Genomic DNA, 20,149 nt, shown 5'->3' with positions numbered 1-20,149 from the left:
AACGAGCTGCGCGCCCGCCCCGAGACACCGGCACCGACCTCGCGACACCATCAACTCAAAGGCTCTGGCCACCGCCGCGCACGGCGGGACGGTGACGGAGCAGTGGCAGTACGAGGTCACCGCCGGCGGACGGCTGTGGTATCTCGTCGACACCGCTCGCCGCACCCTGTGGATCAAGGCCGCCGGCACTGCGCACCCCAAGTCCACCGAATAGTCGACGGTGCTGACACTCGAAGCACTCAGCCGATGTGCTGCAACAGAAGGCATTCGATCCCCGTCGCAGCGGTGCCGGGCCCTCCCTCGATGAACCCTCTCCGGAATCTCCGCTCATTCAGCGCTCGCGACACGCCTCACCGCCCGAACGGCCTGGTGATTCCACACTTCCGAAACACGGCCCGACAGCAGGGTCGATCGCCGATCGGCACAGGACCGTAAGCTCGTCGACCACCGCGTCGAGCGGCGCCGAGCTGCGTTGTGCCTGGGCGAGCACCAGCGCGCCCTCGAGCGCGCCGACGACGAGCACCGCCAGCGACCGTGCGCGTTCCGGACCGACCCCGTCCGCGACGAGAGCGTCGGCGAGCAGGTCGCACCAGGTCTCGAACGCGACGCCTGCGACGTCGCGGGCGCCGCGTTCGGTGCCGAGGGCGGCCGCGACGATCGGGCAGCCGACCGCGTAGTCACCGTCCTCGAGCCCGCGGCGCCACAGGTCGGCGAGCGCCCGCAGCGCACCGGGGGTGTCCGAGGCTTCCAGCACCCGCGTCACGCCGTCGCCCAGGTGATCGGCGGCGCTGCGCGTGGCCTCCTCGACGAGCTGCGCCTTTCCGCCCGGGAAATGGTGGTACACCGACCCGCGGGGCGCTCCGCTGTGGGCGAGCACGTCGGCGAACGAGGTCGCGGCGACGCCCCGCTCCCGGATGAGCCGGATCGCGCTGCGGATCATCGCGGCACGGGGGCCGGTGGTCGGGTCGCTGCGCCTCGCCATGTTCCTGCTCCGCTCTTGCCGCCGATTTCTATGTATGTTGTCATACTTAAGTCCGGTTCGCGCCGGAACGGACCCGTTCTTCCCGAGGAGTCGTCGTGACCGAGATCGCCGCCCCGCCCCACCCCTTCGACGCCGCCGTGGCGCTCGAGCCCACGGAGGACGGTCACACGCGGGGGCGGACCAGCCCCGAGTACACGAACATGGTCGGCCCGTTCGGCGGCGTCACCGCCGCCGCCCTGCTGCGGGCCGTCCAGCAGCACCCGGACCGGCTCGGCGATCCCATCTCCCTGACCGTCAACTACGCCGGCCCGGTCGCCGACGGCGAGTTCGACATCACCGTGCGGGCGGTCCGCACCAACCGCACCAACCAGCACTGGCTGCTCGAGCTGACGCAGGACGGCATGGTCACCACCACCGCCACCGCGGTGTTCGGCACCCGCCGCGACACCTGGTCGGACACCGAACTCGACGTTCCGGAGGTGCCGCCCGCGGAGACGGTTCCCGCCCGGACCTTTCCGGACTTCATCGCCTGGGCCCGCAACTACGAGATGCGGTTCGTCGAGGGCGCGGTGCCCGAGCAGGACGCCGGCGAGCACCCCGACTCCACCACGACACTGTGGGTGCGCGACGCACCGGTCCGCCCACTCGACTTCCCGGCGCTGACGGCGCTGTGCGACGTCTTCTACCCGAGGGTGTTCCTGCGGCGCGGCCGGTACATGCCGGCCGGGACCGTGTCCCTGACCGTGTACTTCCACGCCGACGCCGCACAGCTCGACGCCCAGGGCGACGACTTCGTGCTGGGCACCGCGCGCACGCACCGCTTCTCGCAGGGCTACTTCGACCAGGCCGCCCAGCTGTGGGGCCGCGACGGCACGCTGCTCGCCACGAGCCACCAGCTCGTCTACTTCAAGGACTGACCCTCCGGGGCCCGCACCGCGAGCAGCGCCACCAGCCCGGCGCCGAGCACGACGAGCAGACCGGCGATGCCGGCCCGGTCCGCGCCGAAGGTCCAGGCGAAGAGCCCGAACAGGGTCGGGGCCAGGAACGACACGGCGCGGCCGGTCGTCGCGTAGAGCCCGAACATCTGGCCCTCCCGTCCGGCGGGGGTGATGCGTGCGAGGAAGGTGCGGGCCGACGACTGCGCGGGCCCGACGAACAGGCACAGCAGCAGACCGAAAATCCAGAACATCACCGGCCCCGACACCACGAGCAGCACGATGCCGACGGCCATCATGGCGGTGAGTGAGGCGACGATCACCGCCTTGGGGCCGACCCGGTCGTCGAAGCGCCCCGCCGCGAGGGCACCGAGCGCCGACACCACGTTCGCGGCCACACCGAACAGCAGTACGTCGGCGGCGTCGATGCCGTACACGTTCACCGCGAGCACCGCGCCGAACGTGAACACCCCGGCCAGACCGTCGCGGAACAGTGCCGACGCGCCGAGATAGCCGACGGTGCGCCGGTCCATCGCCCACAGCTCGCGGAGGTCGCGCAGCAGCACCCGGTAGGAGTGCACGATCCCGGTCCGTTCCGCGCCGGGATCGGCGCCGGTGGGCCGAACCTCGGGCACCGCGAGCAGCACCGGGACGGCGAAGATCGCGAACCACACCGCCGCGGCCAGCACCACCAGGCGGATGTTGAGACCTGCCTCGGTGCTCACCCCGAGGAAGCCGCGGGTGTCGCCGTCGCCGGCGATGAAACCGAAGTACCCGAGCAGCAACAGCAGCAGCCCGCCGACGTAGCCCATGGCCCAGCCCAGACCGGAGACCCGGCCCATGTTCTCCTCGGTGGAGACCTGCCGGAGCATGGCGTTGTAGGGCACCTGCGCGAGTTCGACGACGACCGACGACACCCCCAGCAGCACGAGGCCCAGCCACAGGTAACGGTGGTCGTCGCGCACGAACACCATCGCCGCCATGAGCGCGACGCCGGTGTAGGACAGCACCGCGAGGGACCGCTTGCGCCGGCCGGCCGCGTCGTAGCGCTGCCCCGAGACGGGGGCGGTGATCGCGATGACGAACCCCGAGATGCCCAGCGCCCACCCGAGCCACGTGCTCGCCGACATCGACCCCGGCAGGTCGTCGCCCACGGCGTCGGTGAGATACACGGAGAAGACGAAGGTCAGCACCACCGCGTGGTAGGCCGACGACCCGAAGTCCCACATGCCCCAGGCGAAGACCTGGCGCCGCGAGGTGGCCTCCCCGATCCCGGCGACGGCGTCCGTGTGCGCACTCATGCCCGCAGCCTAGGAGATCGTCGCGCCGAGAACCGGCCTCTGACGATCCGCGCGATCCCCCGTCAGCCGCGAACACAATCGCGTTCGCGGCTGACCGGGTGGTTCGCGGACGTCCTCTCCAATGTGCACTTGATTGCATATGCACCTCGGTGCATACTCGCGGCATGGCACTGGAACACGCGCTGCTCGCCGCACTCGTCGAGCGGTCCGGCTCCGGCTACGAGCTCGCCCGCCGGTTCGACAAGTCGATCGGCTTCTTCCACAGCGCAACTCACCAGCAGATCTACCGCGTGCTGCGGCGGATGGAGGAGAGCGGCTGGATCACCGGCCGCACCGTGCCCCAGGACGGGCGACCCGACAAGAAGGTCTACCGCGTCAGCGCCGCTGGACGCACCGAACTGGACCGCTGGATCTCCCAGCCCTCCGACCCCGAGCAACTACGCAGCGACCTCGCCGTGAAGATCCGCGCCGCCGGGCCCGACACCCTCCCCGCCCTCCTCGCGGAGCTCACCCGCCACCGCGACGCCCACGCCGCACGCCTCGAGGTGTACCGCACCATCGAGAAACGCGACTTCCCCGCACCTCACCGGCTCACCGGGCCCTCACTCCACCAGTACTTGGTCCTGCGCGGCGGCATCCGCGTCGAGCAGGGTTTCGCGGACTGGTGCCAGGAAGTGCTCGACGCCCTCACCATCGAGGACAACACGTGACGAATCCGTATCCCCACCTGCTCTCCCCCCTCGATCTCGGGCCGTTCACCGTGCCCAACCGGGTCGTGATGGGCTCGATGCACACCGGTCTCGAGGACCGGGCCAGGAACACCGGTCGCCTCGCCGCGTATTTCGCCGAGCGCGCCCGCGGCGGCGTCGGCCTCATCGTCACCGGCGGCTACGCCCCCAACCGGACCGGCTGGCTGCTGCCGTTCGGCGCCAAACTCACCAACCGGCTCGAGGCCCGCCGGCACCGGACGATCACCGATGCGGTCCACGCGGAAGGCGGCCGCATCCTGCTGCAGATCCTGCACGCCGGGCGCTACAGCTATTGGCCGCTGAGTGTGTCCGCGTCGTCGATCAAGGCACCGATCAACCCGTTCCGCCCGCGCAGGCTCACCTCGTGGGGGGTGCGGCGGCAGATCCGCGCCTACGTCCGCTGCGCCCGCCTCGCCCAGCAGGCCGGCTACGACGGCGTCGAGATCATGGGCGGGGAAGGGTACTTCATCAACCAGTTCCTCGCCGAGCGCACCAACCGCCGGACCGACGCGTGGGGCGGCAGCGCCGAGAACCGTCGCCGGCTGCCCGTCGAGATCGTCCGCCGCACCCGCGAGGCCGTCGGGCCGAACTTCGCGATCTGCTTCCGGCTGTCCATGGCCGACCTCGTCGACGGCGGCCAGCGCTGGGACGAGATCGTCGCCCTCGCCCAGGAGATCGAACGCGCGGGCGCCACGCTGATCAACACCGACATCGGCTGGCACGAGTCGCGGGTGCCCACCATCGTCACCTCCGTCCCGCGCGCCGCGTTCGCGGACGTCACCGCTGAGCTGGCGAAGCACGTCGGGATCCCGGTCGCAGCCTCCAACCGGATCAACATGCCCGAGACGGCCGAGGAGATCCTCGCTCGCGGCGACGCACAGCTGATCTCGATGGCGCGGCCGATGCTGGCCGACCCGGAATGGGTCCGCAAGGCCGCCGCCGGCGTACCCGACGAGATCAACACCTGCATCGCCTGCAATCAGGCCTGCCTCGACCACGCCTTCGTCAACAAGCACGTCTCGTGCCTGCTCAACCCCCGCGCCGGCCGGGAGACCGAACTGCTGCTCGCCCCCACCCGCCGCCGCAAGACCGTCGCGGTCGTCGGCGCCGGACCTGCCGGACTCGCGGCGGCCGTGAACCTGGCCCGTCGCGGCCACTCCGTCACCCTGTTCGAAGCCGACGACGAGATCGGCGGCCAGTTCGGCATCGCCCGCCGCATCCCCGGCAAGGAGGAGTTCGCCGAGACCGTGCGGTACTTCCGCCGCCAGCTGGAGCTGACGAAGGTGCAGGTCCGCCTCGGTACCCGCGCGGGCGCCGACGACCTGATCGGCGCGTACGACGAGGTGGTCGTCGCGACCGGCGTCACCCCCCGCGTGCCCGCAATCCCCGGCATCGATCATCCCAGCGTGCTGTCCTACCCGCAGGTCGTCCGGGACGGTGCGCCCGTCGGCGCCCGTGTCGCCGTGATCGGGGCGGGCGGGATCGGCGTCGACGTCTCCGAGTTCCTCACCCACGACCGTTCCCCCACCCTCGACCTGGCCGAATGGAAGCGCGAGTGGGGCGTCACCGACCCGAAGGCCGCCCCGGGGGCACTCACCGCGCCCCGCCCGTCGCCGTCGCCGCGGGAGGTGTTCCTGCTGCAGCGCAAGCCCGGCCCGATCGGGAAGGGCCTCGGCAAGACCAGCGGATGGGTGCACCGGGCGTCCCTGAAGCACAAGAAGGTGCACGAGATCTGCGGTGTCAACTACGAGCGGATCGACGACGCCGGCCTGCACATCAGCTTCGGTGCGGAGCGCCGTGACCCGAAGGTGCTCGACGTCGACAACGTGGTGATCTGCGCGGGGCAGGAACCGGTCCGTGACCTCGTCGATCGGCTCACCGCCGCGGGCGTGACCACCCACGTCATCGGCGGGGCCGACGTCGCCGCGGAGCTCGACGCCAAGCGCGCGATCGAGCAGGGCACCCGCCTGGCGGATCGCATCTGAGCCGGCCGCCGCTACGCTGAGCGACCATGACTCTGCCGACTCCCACCCCCGACGCCCGAGCCGTCGTGACCGGCGCCTCCTCCGGCATCGGCGAGGCTCTCGCCGCCGAACTCGCCGCGCGCGGGCACTCGCTGATCCTGGTCGCCCGCCGCGGCGACGTGATGGAGGAGCTCGCGGCGGCGCTGCGGGCGAAGCACGGCGTCACCGTCGAGGTCCGCGCGTGCGACCTGTCCGACCGCGACGCACGAACCGCGCTCGTCGAGGAACTCGGCAAGCGCCCGATCAGCATCCTGTGCAACAACGCGGGCATCGCGACGTTCGGCCCGGTGGCCCAGCTCGATCCGGCCTACGAACGGGCTCAGGTCGAACTGAACGCCGTCGCCGTGCACGATCTGACCCTCGCGGTGCTGCCGCAGATGGTCGAGCGCCGATCCGGGGCGATCCTGATGGTCGGTTCCGCGGCGGGCAACATGCCGATACCCAACAACGCGACCTATGCGGCGACGAAGGCGTTCGTCAACACCTTCTCCGAGTCGCTGCGCGGGGAACTGAAGGACAGCGGCGTGCACGTGACGCTGCTGGCGCCGGGCCCGGTGCGCACGGAGACCCCGGACCCGGCCGAGGCGTCGATCGTCGACAGGCTCGTGCCGGATTTCCTGTGGATCTCGAGCGAGCACACCGCGAAGGTGTCGCTCGACGCGCTCGCGGAGAACAAGATGCGCATCGTGCCGGGCCTGATCAGCAAGGCGATGTCCGTCGCCGGCAACTACACCCCGCGCGGTGTCGTCGCGCCGATCGTCGGCGCCTTCTACAAGAAGCTGGGCGCGTAGCGCCCGGTGTGCCGTTTGGGCTGCGGGAGCAGCCCAAACGGCACACCGGGCCCGGCGTCGGATCGACCGTCATCCGGTGTCCTCCTCGTCCACGTGCGGCCGTGGAATGGTCACCGTGACCGTATCGCCACGACCGGGCTGACTACGCTGTGTTTCGTGCAGGACAAACTTGTGTGGATCGATTGCGAAATGACCGGCTTGCGGATCGACAGCGACCAGCTGATCGAGATCGCCGCCCTCGTCACCGACAGTGATCTCAACGTGCTGGGAGACGGGGTGGACATCGTCATCCACGCCGACGACGAGGCACTCGCCGCGATGCCCGACGTCGTCACCGAGATGCACGAGCGCTCGGGGCTCACCGAGGAGGTGCGCAGGTCCACGGTGAGCGTCGCCGAGGCGGAGAAGATGGTGCTCGACTACATCCGGGCACACGTCCCGGAGGCCGGCACCGCGCCCCTGGCGGGCAACTCGATCGCGACGGACCGCGGGTTCATCGCTCGCGACATGCCCGAGCTCGACGCCTACCTCCACTACCGGATGGTGGACGTCAGCTCCGTCAAGGAGCTGTGCCGCCGCTGGTACCCGCGGATCTACTTCGGCCAACCGGCCAAGGGCCTGTCACACCGGGCGCTCGCCGACATCAAGGAGTCGATTCGCGAGTTGCGGTATTACCGGCGTACCGCGTTCGTCGCACCTCCGGGCCCCCCGTCCGCCGAGATCGCCGCCGTCACGAAGGAGTTGGGCCCGGCCTGACCTGCGGATTCGCCGTTTCCGGCAAACTCAGGCTAGTATCTGTACCGCAGGCGCAACCGGCCCAGGCCGATCGCGAATGCGATGGTGAGTGTAGTTCAGTTGGTAGAGCACCAGGTTGTGATCCTGGCTGTCGCGGGTTCGAGTCCCGTCACTCACCCCCACAGGGCGAGTCCCTGATCGGCGGAAGCCGGTCAGGGACTCGCCTGTTTTCGGCGCCGTGTGTCGAACTCCGCACCAGTGCCCCCGTCCGAACACGGTCCGGGCAGCCATCGGGTGTACCCAGACGATGGGGCGGAAGGCGCCGTGCGACGACGCTCACCCGGTGAAGCAGTACGAGTCGCTGGACGCATCCCCGCCCTGCAGGCGCGTCTGGTGCACCCGAAGTCCGCGGAAGTCGTCGCCGTGCGGGAAGAACCCGCCGTCGACGACCAGGCCGCCGGCAGAGACATCGGCGTCGAACTTCGCCATCCACGCCCCCACACCGTCCGGGTAGAAGACCTCGTCCCAGGCCGCATAGAGCGAGTTGGTGGCGTAGACCCGGCGCCCGTCGCGACTGATCTCCACCATCTGCGGGCCTCCCGCGATCGGGAGGTCCGGAACCGCCGGGTGCGGCGCGCGGCCCACGATCCCACCGAGGCGCACCGATGCCGTCTCCCGTGGGTGGAACGGGTCGCCGACGTCGTACTGCTTGAGTTCTCCGGTGCCCCAGCACGAGACGTACAGCCAACGGTCGTCGACCGACAGGTCGATGTCGGAGACGAGCGGCGGTACCGCGCCGAAGGGTTTCAGCGCCGGCGGCAGATCGTCGGGGTCGGCCGGCTCCGCCGGAATGGTGATCACCTTCTCCACCGCCCACCGGTCGTCGCTCTTGTGCCACATCCACACCGACGCCGACAGATCCTCCACGCTGATGACGACGCCCACGAACCCGAACGCCGCGGAAGGATTGTGCGCCGGGCGGAGTTCGAGAACCATCTGATGCTCGTCACCGAGATCGATGCGCTGCGTCGGCTTGCGCTCGGACATGCTCCAGAAGTTCAGATGGTGTCCGAACCTGCGGCCGAGGAGGTCCTCGGCGTTCAGTCCGTTCTCGATCATCGACGGCGTGGCCCACTCGGAGGTGATCACCGTGTCGTGCTTCAGGTGCCACCACACGTCGTACGCCAGGGACTGCTCGCCGTGCTCGGCCTCCCAGGCTCCGATGACGTCGAACGTGTCGTGGTCGAGCAGCGCGACACCACCCGGACCCTCGGCGCCGTCGGCGCCTCCCAGGGCGGACATGAAGATGCCACCCGGTCCACAATGCACCGTGTGCGGCCGCGAGTATCCCGCCTTCGTGGCGAGCTCGGCGGCCTCGATCGTGCGTGTCACCACCGGGTGCCGCGCATCGGGTTTGGTGTCGAGGACATACGTTCTCGACGAGCGGATGCCCGGCACCACCAGGTACCGCCGCTCGAGCGGCTGGCCGTGGTGATCGCCGTGCCCCTCGTGACCGTGCCCCTCGTGACCGTGCCCCTCGTGACACAGCGCGCTCGAGCAGGCGTTCCATCCGAAGTGGTGCAACTCGTTGCCCGCCGTCGGCAGCTCGGTCCAGCCGATCACACCACCGTATGTCGGCGAACCCGGCTCGCAATCGACCACTGCGATCGCGTCCTTCGCCCGGCCGGCCGGATCGAAGGCAGCCACATAGGCAAGCCGCTCGGGCGCGGCTGCCACGGCGTCACTCGGGCTGCGGTAGAACGTGGGATCTGTCGTCGCAGACATGAATCCTCCTCGACTCGGACCTGTCCGCCGGGCCACGCTCGGTGGTCCACGGTCGGTCGACGTCACAGGTAGGCATGCCTTCTCCCTGATTCTCCGCCGCGCAGGACCGCATGTCGACCCTCCACGGTCGGGCTGCCCGGCGGTCGGCACCCGACACGGGAAGACCCCCGGGATCGTCGATCCCGGGGGTCTCGTGCCAACCGCTACCGCAGGAGGCGGACCCGGCCTGCCTCACGCCGGGGCGCCGGATCAGGCGCGCGCGTTTCCGGCCTTCCACGTCGACCACGGAATGTTCCAGTCCCCGAGTCCCTCGGTGCCCGAGAGGATGCCGCCGACGGTGTTCTGCACGACGACGATGTCACCGCGCTTGGTGTTGTCGAAGATCCACTTGGCGTTGGCCGGGCTCAGGTTGAGGCAGCCGTGGCTGACGTTGCGCACGCCCTGGTCGCCGAGGGACCACGGCGCCGAATGGAAGAAGATCCCGCTGTAGGACATCCGCGTCGCCCAGTCCACCGGGGTCCGGTACCCCTCCGCGGAGTCGACGGCGACGCCGTAGGTCGACGAGTCCATCACCAGATGCTCGAACCGGTCGCCGATCGTGTACACGCCGTTGGGGGTGGGCGTGCCGTCCTTGCCCATGGACGTGGGCATCGTCATCACGTCGACCCCGTTGCGGTTGACGGTGACCTGCTTGGTGTTGTCGTCGGCGGTGATGACCACCGCATCGCCGATCGTGAAGCTCGAGTGCACGTCCGACTGGCCGAACAGACCGTCGCCCAGATCGCGACCGTAGACCTTCACGTCCACCGTCACCCTCGTGCCCGGCGCCCAGTAGTTCTCGGGCCGCCACCGCACCTCACGGTTGCTCAGCCAGTAGAACGCGCCGTCGACCGGCGGCTCGGTGACGACGGTGATGGCCTGCTCGGCAGCGAGACGATCGGGGATGTTCTCGTCGAACTGGATCGCGACGGGCTGGCCGATGCCGACGACCGCGCCCTCACCCGGCATCACGTACGGCTGGGTGAGATTTCCCGGGGCGCTGGTGGTGAACGAGACGACGGTCGTCGTCGCTCCACCGAGCCCGTACGCGACGGCCTCGAGCCGGTACTGCCGGCTGTAGCCGAGCGGCTCGGTGTTGGCCCACGTGGCTCCGTCCGGACCGAGTGCCCCGGCTACGGGTTCCCCGTCCGGGTTGAGCAGCGTGACGGACTCGAGCTTGCCGTTGACCACCGAGACGGTCACCGGCTCGATGGGCGAGAAGCCGACTCCCCCGTCGACCACGCTCGCCGAGACCGTGGGCTTGATGAGCGCGGCGAGGGGATTCGAATCGATCGGCACCTCCTCGGCCCCGCCGGCGCCGGACGCGCCGGAGCAGGCCGTGACGAAGGTCATGACGCCGACCAACACCGCCCCGAGCACCGCCGCGACGGCATGCCGATTCCGCCGGCGGCGCGGCGCCGCACTGTTCCCAACCACTCTCACCCTCCGATTCCGGGCCTCCCCCGGGCCGCAAAACTGCACGTCGATGCGCGTGCGTTCGATGATGCCAGCCCCGCTCGAGGCACAGCCGCCGCGACGTCGACGACGCGAATAACGTTCGAATACCAATCGCCGCCGGCCCCCTCGGCGTTACGTCCCGCTTCCACCGAAATGCGGCATGACCAGCCGATTTGGTGCGCTCCTGGAAGGTGTGTAGTCTTTCCTTCGTCGCCGGGACAACGCCCGGAGACGCACCGCCAAGCGCCATTAGCTCAATTGGCAGAGCAGCTGACTCTTAATCAGCGGGTTCGGGGTTCGAGTCCCTGATGGCGCACAGCACGAAGGAAGGCCGGCGATCTGCGAGATCGCCAGCCTTCCTTCTTCTTTCCGTCGTGTCCGCTGTCATCCCCGTCCAGCCCGACACGAACTCGTGCATCCCGCGAAGCAGGTCCCGCCGATCCGGCACTTCGCCGGCGGTGTCGTACACAGATTTCCCCTGTGCGGGATGACGGACTGCACAATTCGCCCGATGCGAGCGCTCGGCCGTCGCGAACAAACTGGGGCCATGTTCACGAAGAGCATTGTGCGAGACGCTGGGACGTCGGCGGACGACGGCCACGCGGGCCTGCGAGCATGGTACGAACGAGTGCTTCCGGAGGGCTCGGGATACAGCCGCAGGGTGGAATCGGACTTGCCCACCCGAGTGCACGTCCTGGAGAAGGGCGCCGGACCGCCGATGATCCTGCTCCACGGCACCGGGGTCGCTGCCGGATTCTTTCTGCCGCTACTCGCCGAACTCGACGGCGTCCGCGCGATTGCCCCGGACCTGCCCGGCCGGGGCCTCAGCGACCCGATCGACCACCCCCGACGGCACTTCCGCACAGCGGCGGTCGGGTGGCTGGATCGCCTGCTCGACGTCCTCGGCCTCGAAGAGACCGTGCTGCTCGGGCACTCCGCGGGCGGTGTGTGGGCCACCTGGTACGCACTCGCGCACCCGGAGCGGGTCGGCCGGCTCGTACTAGTCGGGCCGCCCGCCTTTCCGGGGACGCGGTGCCCGCTGCCGCACCGGGTACTCGCCACTCCGGGGCTCGGCAGGCTGGCGGCCGGTCTCGTTCCGCCCGGCCGGGAGTCCGTGCTCCGGTTTGCCGCCGTCATGGGGGAACGCGCGACGCTGGTCCGGCATCCCGACCTGATCGATCTGCTCGTTGCCATGCGCAGAGACCCCGTCGCCGAGTCGGCCGCGCGCGACGAGATACACGCACTCGTGTCTCCCCTGGCATTGCTGACGCCGTCCGGGTTCCGCCGGCGGACGCGCGTACGTCCCGATGAACTCGGCCGCCTGACCATGCCCACGCTTCTCGTCTGGGGCCGCGACGAGCCGCTCGGCGGCGTCGCCGTGGCCCGTGGGGTGACCGACCTGATCCCCTCGGCGAAGCTGGCAGTCCTCCCGGGCGGACACGCGCCCTGGCTGGGGCAGCCCGCGCAGACAGCTGTCGTGATCCTCGATTTCCTCCGTTAACGCCTCTCCTTCCAGAAGGAGATTCCCGACTCAGACCGCAACCGCACCACCACCGGGAGGGAGGTGATCCGCTTGACTCACGTCGTCGACACCGGTGTGGCCACGCTCCGCCACAGCCAGAATCACTCTGGCAGCGTTCCGGTCCCGGCACGCGGTATGCCCGCACGCCCAGCACCGGAAGATACGTTCCCCGAGTCCGAGGGGTTGCTTGGCTCTCGCGAAACACCTCGAACACGTCATGGTCGTGTACGCGGGCCGCACCAGCACCACCTTCCGGCCGGCCCGCCTGCCCCGCTCGAGCAACTCCCGTTTCACCGTCGCGACCGCGGCATCGGCGGCCGTGCGCGCCATCGTCGACCTCGACAGGAATTTGGGTCGGAAATCCTCCACCGCGACCAGATGATGCGCCTCGACCACGGCCCGGGCCCAGATCCGGCCGTCGTGCCGGCTGCGCCGGGCCGCTTTCTTCTGCACCTTCGCGGCCCGGGTGCGGGCCCGCCGATAGCCCCTCGAGGGCGGGTGCCCCGTGCCTCGGCGGCGCCGCGCCATCGTCCGCTGCGCTCTCGCCACCTGCGCCGCACACCGTTTCCGGTGCCCGTGCTGCGGCAGATCGAACCGCTCCTCGGTGGCCGTCGCGGTGCGGGCCACGCCCCAGTCGATCCCGACCGCGCTGTTCGGGTCGGCGACCGGGATCGGCTCGGCCTCGCGGGTCACCACGAACGAGGCGTACCAGTGCCCCAGGCAATCGCGGGTGATGCGCACACTCGACGGCTCCGACGGCAGTGCCCGCGACCACACCACCGGCACACTCACGCCTTTGGGCAGCACCAACCGGCCGTCGCGGATCCGGAACCCGCGGCGGGTGTACTCGAGCGAGGGCCGGGTCTTCCTCCGCGCCTTGAACCGCGGCCGGCCCCGGCCCTCGACCGTGCACGACGCGTCCAACGCCTGCGCGTAGGTACGCAGCATCTGCTGCTGGGCGACCTGGGAGCCGTCCCGCAACCACGACGAGCGGGCCCGCGCCTCGGTCAACTGTTTGCCGAGTGTCCCGAAACTCGGTGGGCGGCCCGTGGCGAACTGGTGGACGGCTTCGTTCCACAGGAACCGGCAGCGATGCCACTCGGCGATCAGGGCAGCCGCGGCGGTGGTGCCCGGCCGCAACCGGTAGTTGTAGCGCACCACCTCGACCCCCATGCCGGCACGCTAACCGACCCCACCGACAGGTTCGCCCGACACCACCACTCCCCCGAAAGGAGGACGGCGCTTCCTCTCCCTCGTGAACGAGGCAGTATCCGCGCCGCACATCAGATGACGACGAGGCGTGCGTGTCCGGCTCGCACCGGCATGCCGCGACGACTGAGTGTGCCGAGCCGCCTTGCGATTTCGGTCCGATGCCCGTCGAACCCACCTACTGTGGGACGAACATCACACCGAATGCCGGAGGAGTACCACCATGGGTCAGCTCGAGGGCAAGGTCGCATTCATCACCGGTGCTGCACGCGGGCAGGGCCGCAGTCACGCGGTCCGGCTGGCCGAGGAGGGCGCCGACATCATCGCGGTCGACCTCTGTGCGCAGGTCGACTCCGTGGGCTATCCCCTCGCCACGCCGGACGACCTGGCCGAGACGGTTCGGCAGGTCGAGGCGCTGGACCGGCGGATCGTCGCCACCCAGGCCGACGTCCGCGACAGTGCCGCCCTGAAGTCGGCGGTCGACGAGGGCGTCGCCCAGCTCGGCCGGCTCGACATCGTCCTCGCGAACGCCGGCATCGCCACCTTCGCGCCCGTCGAGGACCTGACGGACGAGATGTGGGACGACATGATCGACATCAATCTCACGGGGGTGTTCAAGACGGTGCGGGCAGCCGTGCCGCACCTGAAGGCCAACGACGGCGGCGGCGCGATCGTGCTCACCAGTTCCACCGCCGGCATCAAGGGACTGGCGAACCTGGCGCACTACGTCGCGGCCAAGCACGGCGTGGTGGGATTGACGAAGACCCTCGCCAACGAGCTCGCCCCGCACATGATCCGGGTCAACTCGGTGCATCCCACGTCGGTGGACACCGACATGATCCACAACGAGCAGACCTACGCGGTCTTCAACCCGGACAAGAAGCCGTCGGAGATCACCCGGGAGGAAGCGGGCGAGTCGTTCAAGACCATGAACGCCCTGCCGATCGAATGGGTCGAACCGGTCGACATCAGCAACGCGATCCTGTTCCTGGTCAGCGACGCGGGCCGCTACGTCACCGGGGTGCAGCTGCCGATCGACGCGGGCGCAGTGATCAAGTAGCCGTCCCGGGTCCGGTGCGCCGGCGGGCGAAGCCCGCCGGTCAGCCCTCCACGATCACGGGATCGCCGATCTTCACCCGGTCGAAGTACCACTGCGCGTTCTCGGTGCTCAGGTTGATGCACCCGTGGCTGACGTTCGCATACCCCTGCGAGTCCACCGACCACGGCGCGGCATGCACGAAGATGCCGCCCCACGTGAGCCGCACGGCGTACTCGGTGTCGATGCGGTAGCCCTCCGGGGAGTCGATCGGGACGCCGTAGGTGGACGAGTCCATGACGAGGTCGCGGAACTTCTCGAGCACCGAGAACGTGCCGACCGGGGTCTCGTAGCCGGGCTTGCCCATCGACGCCGGCATCGTCCGTACCACCTCGCCGTTGAGGAGGACCGTGAACTGGTGCGTCGAGCGGTTCGCGACGGCGACGAACTCGTCGCCCACCTGGAACTGGGTGCGCGCTCCGGCGACGGCGACGGTCACGGTGGTGTGCCCCGGCCAGAGGTCGTCGGGAACCCACTGCACCCGGCGGTCGTCGAGCCACGCGAAGTGGCCGCTCACCGGCTTCGACGTGGTGACCTCGACGGCACGCTCGGCGACGGCGCGGTCGGCGACGGGGGCGCCGAACCGGATGGTCACCGGGTGCCCCACCCCCACCACCGCGCCGTTCGCCGGCTCGAGCGCCGACGTGGGCAGCCGTGTCGGCGAAGCACCGCCGAGCGTCCCAGCAGTGGCCGCAGCCCCGGAGCCGAGCAGGGCCACGGCGGTCAGGATCGAGACGAGAAGAAGTCGTGCAATCCGCTGTGCGTTCGGCATGGCCGTCAGCCCCCTCCGAGATGGCGCGGTGTGGCTCACTCTCAGTCAATCACGCCATGATCGAACTCGGAACGGTCCAAGGTCACCGATCGGCCCGCGCGCCGACGCCGCCCGGAGACGACGAAGGGCACCGCGGTCCGGTACGCCGGACGACGGTGCCCTTCGGGGCCGGAACTCGGCGCGACAGAACTCGGCGCGACAGAACTCGGCGCGACAGAACTCGGCGCGACAGAACTCGGCGCGACAGAATTCAGCGCAACAGCTTGCGCAGCACCAGCGCACCGACGACGGCGCCCACCGCGACGAGCGCGTACTTGACGTTGGGCTGGTTCACCTTCTCCATCACGGTCTGCTTGGTGTGCGCCATCACGTTCTTCGGGCTGGCGCGCACACTCAATTCGTCGAGGGTGCTCGCAAGCTGGTTGCGGGCGTTCTCGATGTCCCGTTCGATGGCCTCGGTGTCCCTACCCACGTGATCCTCCAGTTGGTCGCTGCACTGTGCTGCGACCACGGTAGTGGACGCACAGGTCCGTTACCCTCTCGGAGGTGACGGAAAACAGCAGCAGGCTCGCTCCCGGCGACACGGCTCCCGAATTCACCCTCCCCGACGCGGACGGCAACGAGGTATCCCTGTCGGACTACCGCGGACGCAAGGTGATCGTGTACTTCTACCCCGCGGCAAGCACTCCCGGGTGCACCAAGCAAGCCTGCGATTTCCGCGACAGCCTCGCCGACCTGAACGGCGCCGGGCTCGCCGTCGTGGGCATCTCCCCCGACAAGCCGGCCAAGCTCGCGAAGTTCCGGGACGCCGAGCAGCTGACGTTCCCGCTGCTGTCGGATCCGGACAGGACCACGCTGACGGCATGGGGTGCGTTCGGTGAGAAGAAGATGTACGGCAAGACCGTCACGGGCGTGATCCGTTCGACGTTCGTCGTCGACGAGGACGGCCGGATCGAGGTCGCGCAGTACAACGTCCGCGCCACGGGGCACGTCGCGAAACTGCGCCGCGACCTGTCGGTCTGACCTCCGGTTCACCGGCCGAGTGAGGCGAGGACCAGCGCCTCCGCGACGGCCATGTGCTCGAGTTCGGACGGGTCGACGCTCTCGTCGGGCGCGTGGATGCGGGCGCCGGGCTCCTCCACGCCGAGCAGCGCGATCTCCGCGTCCGGCAGCACCTGCTGCAGCACGGTGCACAGCGGGATCGAGCCGCCCTGCCCGACCGTGCCGACCTCGCGTCCGTAGACGGCGCCGAGCGCCCGTTGCAGCGCGGCGTATCCCGGCCCGCCGGTCGCCGCCCGGAACGGTTCGCTCACACCCTCCCGGTCGACCCGCACCCGCACGTTCCAGGGCGCGTGCGCATGCAGGTGCGCGACGAGGGCATCCTGCGCGGCGAGCGGGTCCGTCCCCGGTGGGACCCGCAGGTTCAGCCGCGCGGACGCGCGCGGCACGACCGCGGCCGCCGAGCCGACGACGGGTGGCGCGTCGATCCCGAGGATCGTCACCGCGGGCCGCGCCCACACGGCGTCGGCGACCGTCCCGGACGACAGCAACGAGACTCCCTCGAGCACACCGGCATCCGCGCGGAACGTGGTGTCCGGATAGGGTTCGCCCTCCCACGTGCCGTGGCTGTCGAGGCCGTCGATCACGGTGTCGCCGGCCTCGTCGCGCAGGCTCGACAGCAGGCGCACCAGCGCAGCGAGAGCATCGGGGGCCGCGCCGCCGAACTGCCCCGAGTGGATCTCCCCGGCCAGGGCGTCGACGTGCACGACGACGTTCGCCAGGCCGCGCAGCGACGTCGTGAGGGTCGGCCGTCCCGCCTCCGCGTTGCCGCAGTCCGCGACGAGCACCAGGTCGGCGGCGAACAGCTCGGGACGCGCCCGGGCGAGGTCCTCGAGACCACCGCCGCCGGTCTCCTCCGAGCCGTCGCCGACGATCCGGACCCCGACCGGCAGCGGCCCGAGTTCACGCAGCGCCCGCAGCGCGAGCAGATGCATCACCAGGTTGCCCTTGCAGTCCGCGGCACCGCGGCCGTACCACCGGCCGTCGCGTTCGGTGAGCTCGAACGGCGGGCTGTGCCACAGCGACTCGTCGCCCGGGGGCTGCACGTCGTAGTGGCTGTAGAGCAGCACGGTCGGCGCCCCCGGCGGTGCGGGGGTGTGCCCGAACACCGCGAGGGAGCCGTCGGAGGTCTCGATCAGCCCCGTGCCCTCGATGCCCACGGCGGTGAACGCGTCGCGCACCCATTCCGCGGCCGCGACACACTGTTCGGGCGGGAACAGACGCGGATCCGCCACCGACCGGAAGGCCACGAGTTCCGCGAGGTCCGCGCGCGCTGCCGGCAGGAGCCGGCGCACCCGCTCGCACATCTCCGCGATGTCCACGGCACCTCCCGATCGTTGTGTCTCGTTTTCGGTACGGGTACAGCCCGTCCCGATCGAAGCATGCCCGGCGCGCCGATATCCGGCGTACATTTCGCGATGTCGGGGTCGCCAACGGGCGGAACGGTCCACGGGAGGCGGGGGGCCGGCCGACCCTCGAACGGAAGGCACTGCGATGCCACCCAGTCCGCAGACCGCACTCACGCCCTTCTACCGGCAGGTCCAGTCCCACTACGACCTCTCGGACGAGTTCTTCACCCTGTTCCTCGACCCGTCCATGACCTACAGCTGCGCGTACTTCGAGCGGGACGACATGACGCTCGAGCAGGCCCAGGCCGCCAAGGTCGACCTGTCGCTCGGCAAGTGCGACCTGCACCCGGGCATGACACTGCTCGACGTCGGATGCGGCTGGGGCTCGACGATGCTGCGTGCGGCCACGCACTACGACGTGGACACCATCGGGCTCACCCTCAGCCGAAACCAGTACGAGCACGTCCGCGATCTCGCCGCGCGACTGCCCGGCCCCCGCACCGTGGACGTGCGTCTGCAGGGCTGGGAGGAGTTCGACGGGCGGGTGGACCGCATCGTGAGCATCGGCGCGTTCGAGCACTTCCGGAGCGAACGCTACGACCAGTTCTTCACCAAGTGCCACGACATGCTGCCGCCGGACGGCCGGATGCTGCTGCACACCATCGTGGGGCACCGGCTCACCACCCTGCGCGAGCGGGGAATCCCGGTGACCCGCGAGAACGCGCTGTTCCACATCTTCATCAAACGGGAGATCTTCCCCGGCGGGCAGTTGCCGCAGCCGGAGACGGTGGTCGACGGCGCGGAGCGGGCGGGGTTCCGGGTCGACCGCATCCAGGCCCTGGCTCCGCACTACGTCCGCACCCTCGAACACTGGGCCGCGGCCCTGTCGGCCCGCCGCGACGAGGCGGTCGCCCTGTCGTCGGAGGAGATGTACGAGCGGTTCATGAAGTACCTGAACGGTTCCGCCGAGCACTTCCGGACGGGACACATCGACGTCATGCAGTTCACCCTCGTCAAGTGAGCCGACGGCGGCTCCGCGGTGTTAGCTGGGACTCGCCCTCACAGCTAGAAGTTCGGAATTCGGACAACCTCCGGCTAGCCTGGGCGCGTGGAGTCTGCAACGAAGCGCGGCCGTACCCCACGCCGAATCGACCCGGCGCTGGAGGTCCAGGCGGCCCCCCAGGAGCTCGTGCCGCGCCGCCGCCCGACGCAGGAGCGCAGCCGGCGCAAGTTCGACGCGCTGCTCGCCGCGTCCCGCGAACTGCTCACCGAGGTCGGCTTCGAGTCGTTCACCTGCGAAGAGGTGGCCGCCCGGGCCGACGTCCCCATCGGCACCCTCTACCAGTTCTTCGCCAACAAGTACGTCATCGTCTGTGAACTGAACCGGCAGGACCTGGTGGGCGTGCAGGACGAACTCGCCAAGTTCGACGGCGTCGTCCCGTCCGTGGACTGGCTGCGGTTCCTCAACTCCTTCGTCGACCATCTCGCCGGGCTGTGGATGTCGGACCCGTCGCGGCGGGAGGTGTGGCTGGCGATGCAGTCCACCCCGTCGACGCGGGCGACCGGCGCGATCCACGAGAAGGAGTTCGCCGAGCAGATCGCGCGGATGCTGGCTCCGCTGATGCCCGACACCCCCCGCGAGCGCCGCACCCTGATGGCCGAGGTGCTCGTGCACGTCGTGTACTCGATGCTGAACTTCTCCGTGCAGGACGACCAGAGCCACGCCGACGCGGTCGTCGAACTCAAGCGGCTGATGGGCGCATACCTGATGGTGGCCGAGAAGGAGTCCCGGACGAGCGCCAAGCGACGCAAGCGCCGTGAGGAGGCCTCCCGGGCGGAGGAGTCCCGCCGGGCCGACGACCCCGAAACGCGGCGGGCGGAGGAAGTCCGCACTTCCTCCGCCTGAAACCCGGGCCGCTACCCCTGCGGGTCCTCCTCGAGCACGACGAACGCCCCCGCCATGTCTCCGTCGTGCGTGAGCGAGACGTGGATCCGCACCCCGGTCAGGTGCGCGGCGACGTCGCCGTGCAGCCGGATCCCGGGCCGGCCCCACGCGTCGGAGACCACCTCGATCTGCCGGTGCACGGTCTCCGGCAGCACCGGCGGGCTGCCGAACAGCGACGCCGACCACGCCTTGATCAGCGCCTCCTTCGCAGCCCACCGGGCGGCGAAGTGCCGGCCGGGACGGGAGCTGCGGGTGTTCGCGTCCCGACGCTCGCCCGGCGTGAAGTTCGAGAGCATCGCCGTGCCTGCGCGGCCCAGCTGCTCCTCGAACTCCGACACCGTGACCAGGTCGAACCCGATCCCCGCAACTCCCATCCGTCCCGTGACCCGCTCTCTGTG

At 69.9% G+C, this 20,149-nt stretch carries 20 protein-coding genes and 2 tRNA genes; 13 read left to right on the top strand and 9 right to left on the bottom strand.

Features of this window, described 5'->3' with window-relative positions; translation table 11 throughout:
* Positions 1 to 91: 91 nt before the first annotated feature.
* A complete protein-coding gene (locus ACWPQI_RS09135; protein WP_010596345.1) occupies positions 92 to 214 on the top strand; it encodes a hypothetical protein in 123 nt (40 codons plus the stop codon).
* Between the two features lie 117 nt (positions 215 to 331).
* Here ACWPQI_RS09135 and ACWPQI_RS09130 read toward each other — a convergent pair whose 3' ends face one another.
* Positions 332 to 982, bottom strand: coding sequence for a TetR/AcrR family transcriptional regulator (locus ACWPQI_RS09130; RefSeq protein WP_010596344.1), 651 nt, complete (start codon positions 980 to 982; stop codon positions 332 to 334).
* A gap of 95 nt (positions 983 to 1,077) precedes the next feature.
* Between ACWPQI_RS09130 and ACWPQI_RS09125 the strand changes: the two genes are divergently transcribed.
* Complete coding sequence (locus ACWPQI_RS09125; protein WP_059174800.1) at positions 1,078 to 1,899, top strand: acyl-CoA thioesterase; 822 nt, start codon at positions 1,078 to 1,080, stop codon at positions 1,897 to 1,899.
* Here the strand turns inward: ACWPQI_RS09125 and ACWPQI_RS09120 are convergent.
* Complete coding sequence (locus tag ACWPQI_RS09120) at positions 1,884 to 3,218, bottom strand: MFS transporter (RefSeq protein WP_059174801.1); 1,335 nt, start codon at positions 3,216 to 3,218, stop codon at positions 1,884 to 1,886. The two genes, ACWPQI_RS09125 and ACWPQI_RS09120, sit on opposite strands and share 16 nt — an antisense overlap.
* Before the next feature lie 164 nt (positions 3,219 to 3,382).
* On the opposite strand from ACWPQI_RS09120, the gene ACWPQI_RS09115 reads away from it, so the two are divergent.
* The 5 genes from ACWPQI_RS09115 (at position 3,383) to ACWPQI_RS09095 (ending at position 7,699) form a co-directional block, all read left to right on the top strand.
* Positions 3,383 to 3,928 (top strand): PadR family transcriptional regulator, encoded by a 546-nt coding sequence (locus ACWPQI_RS09115; protein WP_010596341.1) that lies wholly within the window; start codon positions 3,383 to 3,385, stop codon positions 3,926 to 3,928.
* The gene (locus ACWPQI_RS09110) at positions 3,925 to 5,952 is read left to right on the top strand and encodes an NADPH-dependent 2,4-dienoyl-CoA reductase (protein ID WP_102030792.1); all 2,028 of its coding nucleotides are present in this window, start codon (positions 3,925 to 3,927) and stop codon (positions 5,950 to 5,952) included. The genes ACWPQI_RS09115 and ACWPQI_RS09110 overlap by 4 nt, the downstream gene beginning before the upstream one ends.
* Before the next feature lie 26 nt (positions 5,953 to 5,978).
* On the top strand, positions 5,979 to 6,782 hold the full coding sequence (gene cmrA, locus ACWPQI_RS09105; protein WP_040271644.1) for a mycolate reductase: 804 nt from the start codon (positions 5,979 to 5,981) through the stop codon (positions 6,780 to 6,782).
* 156 nt (positions 6,783 to 6,938) lie between these two features.
* Entirely contained in the window at positions 6,939 to 7,538 is a 600-nt protein-coding gene (gene orn / locus ACWPQI_RS09100) for an oligoribonuclease (RefSeq protein ID WP_119699675.1), read from the top strand.
* Positions 7,539 to 7,621: 83 nt separating this feature from the next.
* A tRNA-His gene (locus ACWPQI_RS09095) sits at positions 7,622 to 7,699 on the top strand.
* A gap of 154 nt (positions 7,700 to 7,853) precedes the next feature.
* Here the strand turns inward: ACWPQI_RS09095 and ACWPQI_RS09090 are convergent.
* Complete coding sequence (locus ACWPQI_RS09090) at positions 7,854 to 9,302, bottom strand: selenium-binding protein SBP56-related protein (protein ID WP_059174804.1); 1,449 nt, start codon at positions 9,300 to 9,302, stop codon at positions 7,854 to 7,856.
* Positions 9,303 to 9,551: 249 nt separating this feature from the next.
* Positions 9,552 to 10,694 (bottom strand): L,D-transpeptidase, encoded by a 1,143-nt coding sequence (locus ACWPQI_RS09085; RefSeq protein WP_225223300.1) that lies wholly within the window; start codon positions 10,692 to 10,694, stop codon positions 9,552 to 9,554.
* Positions 10,695 to 11,042: 348 nt separating this feature from the next.
* Between ACWPQI_RS09085 and ACWPQI_RS09080 the strand changes: the two genes are divergently transcribed.
* Both ACWPQI_RS09080 and ACWPQI_RS09075 read left to right on the top strand, forming a co-directional pair.
* Positions 11,043 to 11,115, top strand: a tRNA-Lys gene (locus ACWPQI_RS09080).
* Between the two features lie 345 nt (positions 11,116 to 11,460).
* Positions 11,461 to 12,300: an alpha/beta fold hydrolase gene (locus ACWPQI_RS09075; protein WP_010596334.1), complete on the top strand. Its 840-nt coding sequence runs from the start codon at positions 11,461 to 11,463 to the stop codon at positions 12,298 to 12,300.
* A 30-nt stretch (positions 12,301 to 12,330) separates the two neighbouring features.
* Here the strand turns inward: ACWPQI_RS09075 and ACWPQI_RS09070 are convergent, their stop codons facing one another.
* Positions 12,331 to 13,494 carry an RNA-guided endonuclease InsQ/TnpB family protein gene (locus ACWPQI_RS09070; RefSeq protein ID WP_474738768.1) on the bottom strand — a complete coding sequence of 388 codons (1,164 nt, stop codon included), beginning with the start codon at positions 13,492 to 13,494 and terminating at the stop codon, positions 12,331 to 12,333.
* 259 nt (positions 13,495 to 13,753) lie between these two features.
* On the opposite strand from ACWPQI_RS09070, the gene ACWPQI_RS09065 reads away from it, so the two are divergent.
* Positions 13,754 to 14,590 (top strand): mycofactocin-coupled SDR family oxidoreductase, encoded by an 837-nt coding sequence (locus tag ACWPQI_RS09065; RefSeq protein WP_102030794.1) that lies wholly within the window; start codon positions 13,754 to 13,756, stop codon positions 14,588 to 14,590.
* Positions 14,591 to 14,630: 40 nt separating this feature from the next.
* Here the strand turns inward: ACWPQI_RS09065 and ACWPQI_RS09060 are convergent, their stop codons facing one another.
* On the bottom strand, positions 14,631 to 15,398 hold the full coding sequence (locus ACWPQI_RS09060) for a L,D-transpeptidase (RefSeq protein WP_248957555.1): 768 nt from the start codon (positions 15,396 to 15,398) through the stop codon (positions 14,631 to 14,633).
* A 250-nt stretch (positions 15,399 to 15,648) separates the two neighbouring features.
* Positions 15,649 to 15,870 carry a DUF3618 domain-containing protein gene (locus tag ACWPQI_RS09055; protein ID WP_003938940.1) on the bottom strand — a complete coding sequence of 74 codons (222 nt, stop codon included), beginning with the start codon at positions 15,868 to 15,870 and terminating at the stop codon, positions 15,649 to 15,651.
* Positions 15,871 to 15,944: 74 nt separating this feature from the next.
* Between ACWPQI_RS09055 and bcp the strand changes: the two genes are divergently transcribed.
* Complete coding sequence (gene bcp, locus ACWPQI_RS09050; protein ID WP_010596774.1) at positions 15,945 to 16,421, top strand: thioredoxin-dependent thiol peroxidase; 477 nt, start codon at positions 15,945 to 15,947, stop codon at positions 16,419 to 16,421.
* Positions 16,422 to 16,429: 8 nt separating this feature from the next.
* Here the strand turns inward: bcp and ACWPQI_RS09045 are convergent, their stop codons facing one another.
* A complete protein-coding gene (locus ACWPQI_RS09045; RefSeq protein WP_040271734.1) occupies positions 16,430 to 17,764 on the bottom strand; it encodes a dipeptidase in 1,335 nt (444 codons plus the stop codon).
* Positions 17,765 to 17,951: 187 nt separating this feature from the next.
* Here ACWPQI_RS09045 and ACWPQI_RS09040 point away from each other — a divergent pair, with 187 nt between their 5' ends.
* Positions 17,952 to 18,827 (top strand): cyclopropane mycolic acid synthase family methyltransferase, encoded by an 876-nt coding sequence (locus ACWPQI_RS09040; RefSeq protein ID WP_040271629.1) that lies wholly within the window; start codon positions 17,952 to 17,954, stop codon positions 18,825 to 18,827.
* Between the two features lie 87 nt (positions 18,828 to 18,914).
* Positions 18,915 to 19,712 carry a TetR family transcriptional regulator gene (locus tag ACWPQI_RS09035; protein ID WP_474738767.1) on the top strand — a complete coding sequence of 266 codons (798 nt, stop codon included), beginning with the start codon at positions 18,915 to 18,917 and terminating at the stop codon, positions 19,710 to 19,712.
* Positions 19,713 to 19,723: 11 nt separating this feature from the next.
* On the opposite strand, the gene acpS is transcribed toward ACWPQI_RS09035, so the two are convergent.
* Complete coding sequence (gene acpS, locus ACWPQI_RS09030) at positions 19,724 to 20,125, bottom strand: holo-ACP synthase AcpS (protein ID WP_010596770.1); 402 nt, start codon at positions 20,123 to 20,125, stop codon at positions 19,724 to 19,726.
* Between the last annotated feature and the right edge of the window lie 24 nt (positions 20,126 to 20,149).

The organism is Rhodococcus sp. LMD (assembly GCF_056108245.1).
This window is presented reverse-complemented; position numbering and strand designations above follow the sequence as displayed.